This window comes from Ruegeria sp. AM2, assembly GCF_056540685.1.
In genome coordinates this window covers 148,706-159,131 of record NZ_JBQFXE010000010.1, presented here as the reverse complement: position 1 = coordinate 159,131, position 10,426 = coordinate 148,706, and the positions used below count along the sequence as shown (strand labels likewise).

General features: G+C 55.6%; 7 protein-coding genes. 4 read left to right on the top strand and 3 right to left on the bottom strand.

Going from position 1 to position 10,426, the window contains the following annotated elements; translation table 11 throughout:
* Positions 1-133: 133 nt before the first annotated feature.
* Entirely contained in the window at positions 134-1,747 is a 1,614-nt protein-coding gene (locus tag ACR0CR_RS16795) for a GMC family oxidoreductase (RefSeq protein WP_480601264.1), read from the bottom strand.
* Between the two features lie 315 nt (positions 1,748-2,062).
* On the opposite strand from ACR0CR_RS16795, the gene ACR0CR_RS16790 reads away from it, so the two are divergent.
* A complete protein-coding gene (locus tag ACR0CR_RS16790) occupies positions 2,063-3,622 on the top strand; it encodes an acetolactate synthase large subunit (RefSeq protein WP_480601262.1) in 1,560 nt (519 codons plus the stop codon).
* Positions 3,623-3,687: 65 nt separating this feature from the next.
* Here ACR0CR_RS16790 and ACR0CR_RS16785 read toward each other — a convergent pair whose 3' ends face one another.
* A complete protein-coding gene (locus ACR0CR_RS16785; protein WP_480601260.1) occupies positions 3,688-6,081 on the bottom strand; it encodes a fatty acid cis/trans isomerase in 2,394 nt (797 codons plus the stop codon).
* 195 nt (positions 6,082-6,276) lie between these two features.
* Between ACR0CR_RS16785 and ACR0CR_RS16780 the strand changes: the two genes are divergently transcribed.
* From ACR0CR_RS16780 to ACR0CR_RS16770, 3 genes are all read left to right on the top strand, one after another.
* Positions 6,277-7,035: an IclR family transcriptional regulator gene (locus ACR0CR_RS16780; RefSeq protein WP_480601257.1), complete on the top strand. Its 759-nt coding sequence runs from the start codon at positions 6,277-6,279 to the stop codon at positions 7,033-7,035.
* Positions 7,036-7,104: 69 nt separating this feature from the next.
* Positions 7,105-8,514: a selenium-binding protein SBP56-related protein gene (locus ACR0CR_RS16775; RefSeq protein WP_480601255.1), complete on the top strand. Its 1,410-nt coding sequence runs from the start codon at positions 7,105-7,107 to the stop codon at positions 8,512-8,514.
* A gap of 6 nt (positions 8,515-8,520) precedes the next feature.
* The gene (locus ACR0CR_RS16770; protein WP_480601253.1) at positions 8,521-9,198 is read left to right on the top strand and encodes a hypothetical protein; all 678 of its coding nucleotides are present in this window, start codon (positions 8,521-8,523) and stop codon (positions 9,196-9,198) included.
* Between the two features lie 63 nt (positions 9,199-9,261).
* Here the strand turns inward: ACR0CR_RS16770 and ACR0CR_RS16765 are convergent, their stop codons facing one another.
* Positions 9,262-10,413 (bottom strand): porin, encoded by a 1,152-nt coding sequence (locus ACR0CR_RS16765; protein WP_480601251.1) that lies wholly within the window; start codon positions 10,411-10,413, stop codon positions 9,262-9,264.
* Between the last annotated feature and the right edge of the window lie 13 nt (positions 10,414-10,426).

The window sequence follows — 10,426 nt, the reverse complement described above, 5'->3', positions numbered from 1 at the left end:
AAAAACAAACGCACCCCAAAAAATCAGCCAAGCACACCAAAAAACAACGTAACCGCAATAATACCAATAAAACCGTACGCTCATACTTGAGGCTCCTGCGCCGGTTCAAAAGCTGTTTTCAGGGCCTTTGACTTTAGGCTGCGGCCGCCTTGATCAGGTCGGCCGCTTTCTCAGCAATCATAATGGTCGGTGCGTTGGTATTGCCCGACACCAGCAGTGGCATGACCGACGCGTCAACAACGCGAAGGCCCTCAACGCCGCGAACACGCAAGTCCAAATCGACTACGGACATGTCATCGGTTCCCATTTTACAAGTGCCGACCGGGTGGTAAATCGTGTCAGCGCGGGACCGGATATGCTGTTCCCAGTCCGAGTCCGTGTTGGCTGTGTCAGTTCCAAACATTTCCTTGTGACGGTATTTGGCCATTGGCTGGCTTTCCAAAATCTCGCGTGTCAGTCGCGCGCCCTTGATCATAACGTCAAGATCGCGTTTGTCGGACAGGAATGCGGGATCGATACCAGGTGAAACCATCGGGTCCGTGCTTTGCAGGAACACGCTGCCGCGGCTGTCAGGGCGCAGCTTGCAAATATGACAGCTGAAGCCATATCCCGGATGCAGTTTGCGCGCGTGGTCATCCACCAGTGAAATCACGAAATGAAGCTGAATGTCGGGTCGATCCAACGACGGATCAGTCTTGATGAAACCTCCGCTTTCAGCAAAGGGGCTGGACAACATGGACTTGCCGTTTTTGCGCCAGTTCAGGATGTGCCCCAGCATACGTGCAGAGCCCGCAAGGCCGATGCCAAAATTGTCGGGGTCCTTGGTCTTGTAGGCCAGAACAAAATCAAGATGATCCTGCAGATTCTTGCCGACACCAGGCAGATCATGAACGACGTCGATGCCGTGACTGGAAAGTTCCTCGCCCGAACCGATGCCGGACAATTGCAGCAGGTGCGGCGAATGAAAAGCGCCGCTGCACACCAGGACTTCACGTTTGGCGGTGACAGTTACGTCCTTGCCTTTGTGGCGATACACAACGCCCGTGGCCCGTTTGCCCTCAAATGTCAGCCGCTTGGCATGCGCTTTGGTCACCACGGTCAGGTTCGGCCGGCCCATAACAGGGAAAAGATAGCCCGCAGCGGCCGAGCACCGCTCGCCATTTTTAGCCGCGTCGTGGAACTGCGTCACCTGATACAGGCCGACGCCTTCGTTGTCGCCACCGTTGAAATCGCGCGCGCGGCGGAACTGCATCTGCTCTGCTGCATCGACAAACGCCTCAGAAATCGGACGCGGAGCCTTCTGGTCCGACACTTGCAACGGCCCATTACCACCGTGCAGGTCGCTGCCACCCCATTCGTTGTTCTCGGATTTCAGGAAATACGGCAGCACGCTGTCCCAATCCCAGCCCTCACATCCAAGCTCGGCCCAACGGTCATAGTCCTGACGTTGCCCGCGCACGTAGAGCATCGCATTGATGGCGCTAGACCCGCCCAGACATTTGCCGCGAGGTTGATACCCCTTACGGCCATTCAAACCTGGCTGCTCGACCGTCTCCAACGCCCAATTGTTGATTTTGGGGCGCCCCGGCAGCATCGCCACAACGCCTGCAGGCATCCGTACCAACAAACCGTTTCCGGACCCGCCGGCCTCGAGCAGACAAACCTTGACGTTTGGATCTTCGCTTAGACGCGATGCCAATACCGAACCAGCAGATCCACCGCCAACAATGACATAATCGAATTCCATTTTGTTCTCCCATCCGAGACGCGATGTTGGCCGGATTCTCTTCCCATCTCCGGCGTCTCAATCGATTTGCAGCTGTCGCCAAATTCTATCGCAGGCAGCCCGCACTCTCCACATTCTTGTAAGAATGTCCTTCGGGCGGGTTTAAAGAAAGATCGAATGAGGACAGTCTTTTGTTTTTTCCGGACAACTCGCCGATAGCGCACTCTTTTTTCGCTTACTGTCATGATCAAACCGGGGATATTGCTGTGCGCGGTGCTTACTGGCAAAGTCGCAGAGAATGCCAAAGGTCATGAGTTTCAATGAGTGGGAATTGCTATGAATGGTGCGCGCGCTCTGGTGAAAACATTTCTTGCCAACGGCCTGGACACAGTTTTTGCCAATCCCGGCACCTCAGAAATGCACTTCGTCGCCGCGTTGGACGAACACCCGGAAATGAACTGCGTTTTGTGCCTGTTCGAAGGCGGTACCACGGGGGCTGCCGACGGGTATTACCGTATGAAACGCGATGTCGCCGGTACGCTTCTTCACCTTGCACCCGGGTTTGGGAATGCGTTTGCAAACCTGCACAACGCGCGCAAAGCGGGTTCCGGGATCGTGAATGTGGTCGGGGACCATGCCACACACCACCAGCGACACGAAAGCCCTTTGAAAGGCGATGTGACGGGCATCAGCAATACAATAAGCCATTGGACACGAATATCCAACACCGCGGCCAGCGTGGCCGCCGATGGTGCAGCGGCTATTCAAGCTGCGCGGTTTCGAAATGGCCAGATTGCTACGCTCATTCTGCCGGCTGATGCCGCATGGAACGGCGTGGATGCGTCTGCGGTGGTTCACGCCTCGCAACCCGAACTGCACTGCCCGTCTTCGGCTGAAATCGAAGCGAGCGCCGCACGGTTGAGAACGGACGGCGCAGTTCTGATTATCGGCGGTGCGGCCCTGTTCGGAGCGCTGCGCGAACTGGCGGGAAAAATTGCTGAGGTGACGGGATGCCGCTTGATGGCCGACACTATGATCCCGCGAATATCCAAAGGCGCTGGAACCGCGCGGCTGGATCAATTGGCATATCCGGTTACCACGAAGATCGACCAGCTTGAAGGGACATCTTCGATCACCTTGCTGGGATCGGAAAGGCCTGTTGCTTTCTTCGCCTACCCCGAACAACCCAGTGTACCGGAACCGGCAAACTGCACGGTCACTCAACTTTGTTCGCCAACGGACGACATCGAATGGACACTGCAGGCCCTTGCGGATGTGCTGGGCGTATCAATCAAAACGACCTTTTCGACGGTCTCGCTGAATTTACCATCCATCCCGACCGGTGATCTGACGCTGGAAAAGGTGGGGCGGTCTCTGGCCGCACTGCTCCCTGAGAACGCGATTATCTGCAATGAATCTGTCACGTCGGGGTTTCATGTCATGCCCCCGCTGGCAAACGCGCGGCCGCACGAGCTTTTGGGTGGAACTGGCGGTGCCATCGGGCTGTGTTTGCCATGTGCGACGGGTGCGGCCATTGCCTGCCCGGATCGAAAAGTTGTTGCGCTGACGGGTGACGGATCGGCAATGTACACTTTGCAGTCGTTGTGGACGATGGCGCGCGAGAACCTCGACATCACAGTCGTCGTATTTGCCAATCGCGGGTATCAGATTTTGCGCGATGAGCTTTCCAATGTTGGGGTCAATCACGTTGGGCGCAACGCGCAGGCCATGTTTGACGTCGAGAATCCCGAACTGGATTGGGTATCTTTGGCGAAAGGGCACGGAGTCCCCGCTGTTCGCACAGATACTGCGGACGGTTTTGCCAAAGCGCTGTCCAACGGCTTTGCAAACGATGGACCATCTTTGATCGAGGTCGCCTGCCCACCGCCGGGCTGAGGTCATAGCCCGCAATAGGCCAGGTGCCATCGGAAACACCGTCGTGATTGGCACCGGAACCGGCTTCAGGTCGGATCATCACCGGGCTTGGGGTCTTTGTACCTGTTGATGTCCAGTATCCCGGACTGAACCGGGTTTTGCCGGAAGAACGCGGCCTGAACCTGATCGACTGTCACCCAAAATTCAGGACTCGTTCTGCGCACGCCATATATCTGGATCACGTCAAACCAGTCACTTTGATCCTCGATTGACATCAGGGCCGCAACAAACGACCCGAGATTTTCTTCCGTGACCTTGAAATAAAAATTGGGATAGCTGCTGATAATCCCTGGCATAACTGTCAGCGCATCGGATTGTGGTGCCCGGCGCGCGCTTTCATCAAACAGAAAGGCCACGTTGTCATGGGCCTTGTCGTGCACCAACGAGAAAAGTTGGGTTGCGCCCTCGCGCTCGATCACAAGGACAGAGATGTCGGGCAGGTATTGGACCCAATTGCCGCGCTGGCCGACCAAATCGCGCAACGTGGACGCACTGTCGCTTTGGTTTGCGGCGCGGCAATCGGCATCCTTACATCTGTTGATCGGATCGGCCACCGACCACAATCCATCTCCGCGATCCAGTAACTTCAAAAGGAACTCACGCTTGGGATCCGAAGTATCAAACTCAATGCCTGTCGGGAATCTGCTATCGACATGGCGTTCATGCCAATAGGTGTGGATACCCGCCAATGCACCCTTGTACCATTCGGAATGCAAGTCCTGTCGAATTTCCTGAGGCAGGAAAGACAGAAAGGTATCCTCGCTTTCCATCCGCAATTCATCCATGTAAAGCCGCGTTGAAAGCTGATGCTCAACCCGACCAAAAACATCGTATCCGGCGACAAGATTGTAATAAATCCGTTCGAACACCGGGTAATCGATAACCCAAGCCGTCTCGGGAATATTTCCGTGAAACCCCGTCATCGCTGATGCGTTGTCAAAGTGACGAAACACTGTGATCAGCGCATTGGGATTGTGACCGTCGCCATCCCAGATCGCGGCATAGTCGAAACCGGTGTTATTGGCGGGGCTAGCTTGGTACTTTGCGTCGCGGAACTTGAGATATCTGACTTGGTTTTTGTGGGAAAAAGACTGCAAGTCGCCGGTGGCTCCGTTTTCAACCTGTGAAACGGGCAGCTCCAGAAAGGCACTTCCTTCTGTTAGAAACGTGGGGTCTGTTATCGAAATATCGGCGTCAGGATCAAGGAAGCTGACCCAGAAACGGTCTTCGATTACATCGACGGCTGTTTGGCCATGGCAGACGGGGCCACGAATAAAGCTGCGAACAAAAAATAGCGCGTCATCCAACAAAAACTGATACCGGCTGCGGGCTGGAATATCTGCGAAAGTTGAAAACGGGTCGCCGCCTTCTGCTTCGCCAAATGCCGGCAACTCAGTTACATTCCAATCCGGTTCCAAAAACAGTTGCTTGAACCGACCCAGACGCGCCGGGCCAAAGCTGTAGACGAGGTGTTCCTTGTGTACGATCGTTTCGCTGACCGGCTTCAGGCGGTAGTAAAATGAAACAACCCCTGGGGAATCAAAGGGACGGCGTGTAGCCATCACCTGAATGGCTTCGCCAGGTGGGGTCGATGACCGGACAAGTTGGAAAAACTGTCTGGACGGGCCATCCGGAAAGTGAAGACGTGCGAGGAATAGATGTTCGTAGATGTATCGGCTGGCAAGTTGCGTTCGAAGGTCTCGCTGGTTGAGAAACGCCTCCCACGCCTCGATCTGCGATGTGATCTCGTCCGGTATTTCCGGGTTTGAGCCAGGCAAAGGCACGCCATTCTTGGCCCATGTCTCCAACAACAGATATTCTTCTTCATGAAGTGGAGCAGTCGCATATGGCATGCCCGCCAGCGGGTGGTTGTCCCGAAAATCGCCAAATTCTTGCGGCGAAGGACACACAAGGGGTCGATCAACAGCAAGCCCGAGCTCTTCGGGGACATAGGCATCAGGCTTCAATGGATTTTCGCGACCCAAGGCAAGATATCTTTCCAACAGGTTCACCGAGGGGTCCGTTCCCTCAGCGTCTGGAATGATCGGATGAAACCCAAGTTCCCGCCACTCGGGGACCGTCTGTGCATCGATACCCAATCGGGTTGGCTGCGCGTCTTTCAGCCGTTGGGAATGGTACACCGCATTTTTGCTGCCCCCGCGCAGCAGGCCGGCTGGCGACGTGAGTTTCAGCTGGCACGGTGCGTCATAGCAACTGTGGCAGACAACGCAGCGGCGGTTGAGGATGTCTTGAACCTCAGTCCATTCTGTTTCTTCGGCAATATGGCCAACGCCTGCGTTCTGAACAATCGTTGACTTGTTGTCGTCTGCGGCTTTGACCTGATTGGTGGCAAGCGACAAAAGCGCAAACGCTGCCACGGCCAATGCGCACTGAAAACTCGTCAGTTGAAGTTTTTGCATATTTCTTCGAGCCAAACCCATCGCCAGACGACCGCAAGTTATCCTATGCTTTCTCAATTCTTACGCCACCCTTCGTGCTTTGTCCCGCATTGGATTTGACCCCCGAGAGATACGAAGCCAGCCACGCGAAGCTTGACCAGTTCAATTTTTTCTCATTCTATAATAAGGCGTCTCGTAAATTGGACTCATCCCGGAATGCACCTTGCGCGTCTGATCAACCTTCTGGACATCATTGCCGTGGCGGGTCGGCCAGTGACCGCTCGCGAAGTTCACACGGCGAGTGGAATACCAAAACCAACCTGCTACAGGCTGATACAAACGCTGCTGGATCAGGGATTGGTCGAGGAGCCTGAAGGCAAGGGCGCTTATGTGATCGGTGACAGGCTGATCAGGATCGCTTTGTTGGGAAAATCCGATATCGACGTTCGGCGTGTCTCGGCACCGCTGCTTAGATCCGCAGCGACAACGTATAACGAGACTGTCTTTCTGGCCCGATTCCGCGACAGTAAAATCGAGATCATTCACGTCGAAACACCAGAGGACCCGGGGCGCGCCTTCATCCACCCCGGAATAGGCGAGCGTCCCTTGCATGCGTGTTCGTGTTCGAAGGCAATCGCCGCCTTTGCCGAGCCTGACTTTCAGGAAACGATTCTGAATGGTACGCTCAAGGCGTTCACAGATCATACCAAAACCACGCGCGCCCAATTGGTGGCCGAGTTTGACCTGATCCAGAAACAGGGATTTGCCGACTGCGATCAAGAGATCGATATCGGCATTTCCAGTGTAGCAGCGCCCGTCACCGTGGGAAAGATTGGCGCTACGTTCAGCGTCGGTGCCGTCGGCCCGGTGCGGCGGTTCGGATATGAGAACCGGCAAGAGATCGGTGCTCAGCTCAAGGAATTGGCGACCAAGATCAGCGGCGCCATACAACTTTGTAACGTTGGAGACGTATGAGGAGACACTGACGCAACGATTGCAAACAATCCCCAGGGAGGTGGGGCAAACACAAAAGGGAGGACTGAAATGAACTTACGACCAGACCCGACGTTCCACGCGTCGCCCAAACTGGCCATGGAAGCGCCGGTCGAGAATTTTGCGTTTACGATAATGCTGGGCAAGGACGCCGATCACCATGATGGGCTTGCCGTTATTGACCTGCGATCCGGTTCGGACACTTATGGCCAGATCGTCCACACGGTCATGACGCCTACGACAGGTGACGAGTTTCATCATTTCGGCTGGAACGCCTGTTCTTCATCTCTGTCACCCTTATCCGGCCACGCCTTTCTGGAGCGTCGCTATCTGATTGTTCCGGGCATTCGGTCCAGCCGGATTTACATCTTTGACGTCAAGGAGCCGCTGGAGGCAAAGATCCACAAGATCATCGAGCCCGAGGAAGTGTTCGCCAAAACCGGATATTCCCGTCCGCATACCATCCATTGCGGCCCCGAGGGTATCTATGTCTCGACGCTGGGCGGCGCGGGGCCGGACGGCACTGACGGCCCTCCGGGTATCTTCATCATGGATTGCGAAAGCTTCGAGATCATCGGCCAGTACGAAATGGACCGAGGCAAGCAGGACAAACACTATGATTTCTGGTGGAACCTGCCGCAGGACTACATGGTCAGCTCTGAATGGGGCCTACCGCCTCAGTTCGAAGGCGGTGTCGTCCCCGAGGACCTGCTGAGTAACAAATACGGCCATTCGATCCATTTCTGGGACCTGCGAGCGCGCAAGAACATCCAGACCATCGATTTCGGCGAAAACTATCAGATGGCGCTTGAAATCCGACCGGCGCATGATCCAACCAAATCTTATGGCTTCTGCGGCGTGGTCGTTGATACGACCAACCTGCAAGGTGCAATATTCACGTGGTGGCGCGATGATGATGGCAAATGGCAATCAAAAAAAGTCATCACCATCGACCCGCGCCCTGAAGACCCAGAAAACCTGCCGGAATTGCTCAAGGGGTTCAGCGCCGTACCGCCATTGGTCACCGACATCGATCTGAGCCTTGATGACAAATACCTGTACGTCGCTTGTTGGGGTCTGGGTGAGATGCATCAATACGATGTGTCGGACCCGTTTAACCCTGTTCTGAACGGCAAGGTTGAGTTGGGTGGCATCGCCCGGGAAACCAAACACCCGAACGGCAAAGACTTTATCTACGGCCCGCAAATGGTCGAGATCAGCCGCGATGGGAAACGGGTCTATTGGACCAATTCACTGTATTCCACCTGGGACAACCAGTTCTATCCGCATCAGGAAGGTGGCCAGATGGTGATGGCCAATGTCGGCGATGACGGCGATGACGGCAGCTTTGCGCTTGATCCCGATTTCTACATCAACTTCCCCGAAGGCACCCGCGCCCACCAGATCCGTCTGGAGGGGGGCGACTGCTCGACTGACAGTTTCTGCTATCCCTCTGTCTAGGTTGTGATGGAAGACCTGTCTCTGGCGGCCCTTTGGTGGGCCGTCATTTTTTCTGGCCTGTATCACGGCATCAACCCCGGGATGGGTTGGCCCCTTGCCGTTTCAGCGGCGTTGATGGAGCGCAAACCTGCGGCCATGGCCAAAGCCTTGGGTATGCTAGCGCTGGGACATTTCCTGGCGATGATCGGCATTTTGCTGCCGTTTTCCCTGATGATCTTTCTGGTCGAACGCGAGACGGAAATCCGGATGGGGGCTGGCCTGATCGTCGTGGCTATGGGTGTCTACCTGCTGGTAAACCGAAAACACCCAAAAATTCTGGCCCGCGTCCACCCTGCCCGCCTCGTACTGTGGTCCTTCCTTGCGGCGATGGCGCACGGGGCCGGTCTGATGCTGGTGCCGATCTATTTGGGGATTTGTGGACTGCTGGAACCGGGCAACGTCGCTGCCACGGGGCATGCCGCGGCGCAGGCACTGATGAGCAATGATATTCTGACGGCCTTTTTCGTAGCAATCGTTCACACCTTTGCCATGACCGTGGCCGGCGCAGTGATCGCGACCGTCGTCTATCTTTGGCTTGGTCTTAGGTTCATCTCAAAAAGCTGGTTCAATCTGGATGTTGTCTGGGCTCTCAGCCTCATCCTTGTCGGCGCCTTTGGGTTCTATTCAGCCTATGCCGGGCACTGAAACAGGTTGAAATGAAAAAGCCGCATCGGTTTCCCAACGCGGCTTTTTGTTCCTTCGCAGAGATCAGAACCGCCAGCGCGCGCCAAGAACAACGGTCGACAGATCTTCGAACTCATCTGACGAGTCGTCATAGGCATAGTCCTGGTACGAGAAATACGCCTCCATGTTGTACCGGTCGATGTTTTGAACAACACCGATACCCCAGACATCCGAATCCGATCCATCGCTGTTGAAGTCAGAACCATCCCAATAGTGGACGCCGACACCGGTCTTGCCGAAGCTGAACCAATCCGCCTCATAGCCGATCTTTGCGTAGTAGTAGTGCGGGTCACTTGACGTGCTGTCATCCACGTCACGGTCACCTGCGGCAAAGGTAAAGCTCAACCCGTTTTCCAACAGCAACGATGCTGATCCGACGATATCCTCGCGTTTCTCGCTTTCAGCACCACCCGAACCGCTGTTGCCCTCTCCGCGGACCTGGTAGGCAAGGCCTGCGGCAAGCTCCATGCCATTGGCAAAGGTGTTGCCGTAGTAAACCGCAAAGTCATAGTAGTCACGGTCGTCGTCGAAATCTTCCTCCAGTACGTTCTGACCCCACGATGCGCTCAGCGTGAATCCGTTGAACGACGGGGTGTCATACCGGATACGTGTCCGACGCGAACCGTCGAAGTTGTCCGAGCTGTCCGCAACTGCCGGACCGGTCAAAAACCCGGCATCATCCCGGAACAGGAACGATGCGTTCGAGTCTGCCGTGTAGGAATAGAGGATCAAGCCAACAAGCGACAGGTCCTGCTCGGCCACACCGTCTGCGGACATGCTGCCTTGACCGGCCGAGAACGTACCCCAATCGCCTTCCAGCGAGAAATCCACGTGCCGAATGTCTTCGCGAGTCCAGCCACTGAAATCATCACCGAGCTGGTTTGTTTCGGTTGAATTGGGCAGACCCAGCGCCGATTCAAACCGGAAGCGGAATGTATTCGCGCCATAAGGCTGGCTTACCCGCAAACCGACGCGGCTGTTGGATGCGTCGTTGTCCCGAATGTTGGTTTCGGTCTCGTCACCGTCATCAACCGAAATGATGGCTGGGTTCAGCTGGCCGTACAGGACGACCGACCCGCCCGAGGCATTGTCGTATTTCAGCTCGGCCGCAGCGGGCGCTGCAACAGCAGTCGCCACAAGCATTGCCGAGGACATGAGTCTGGTTCTGCGTTTCATCTGTAATTCCCTC

What these genes read in the sequence shown, in the direction of transcription:
- ACR0CR_RS16785 (WP_480601260.1), bottom strand. Translation starts at nt 6,081, where the DNA reads ATGCAAAAACTTCAACTGACGAGTTTTCAGTGCGCATTGGCCGTGGCA.
- ACR0CR_RS16780 (WP_480601257.1), top strand. Translation starts at nt 6,277, where the DNA reads ATGCACCTTGCGCGTCTGATCAACCTTCTGGACATCATTGCCGTGGCG.
- ACR0CR_RS16770 (WP_480601253.1), top strand. Translation starts at nt 8,521, where the DNA reads ATGGAAGACCTGTCTCTGGCGGCCCTTTGGTGGGCCGTCATTTTTTCT.
- ACR0CR_RS16795 (WP_480601264.1), bottom strand. Translation starts at nt 1,747, where the DNA reads ATGGAATTCGATTATGTCATTGTTGGCGGTGGATCTGCTGGTTCGGTA.
- ACR0CR_RS16775 (WP_480601255.1), top strand. Translation starts at nt 7,105, where the DNA reads ATGAACTTACGACCAGACCCGACGTTCCACGCGTCGCCCAAACTGGCC.
- ACR0CR_RS16765 (WP_480601251.1), bottom strand. Translation starts at nt 10,413, where the DNA reads ATGAAACGCAGAACCAGACTCATGTCCTCGGCAATGCTTGTGGCGACT.
- ACR0CR_RS16790 (WP_480601262.1), top strand. Translation starts at nt 2,063, where the DNA reads ATGAATGGTGCGCGCGCTCTGGTGAAAACATTTCTTGCCAACGGCCTG.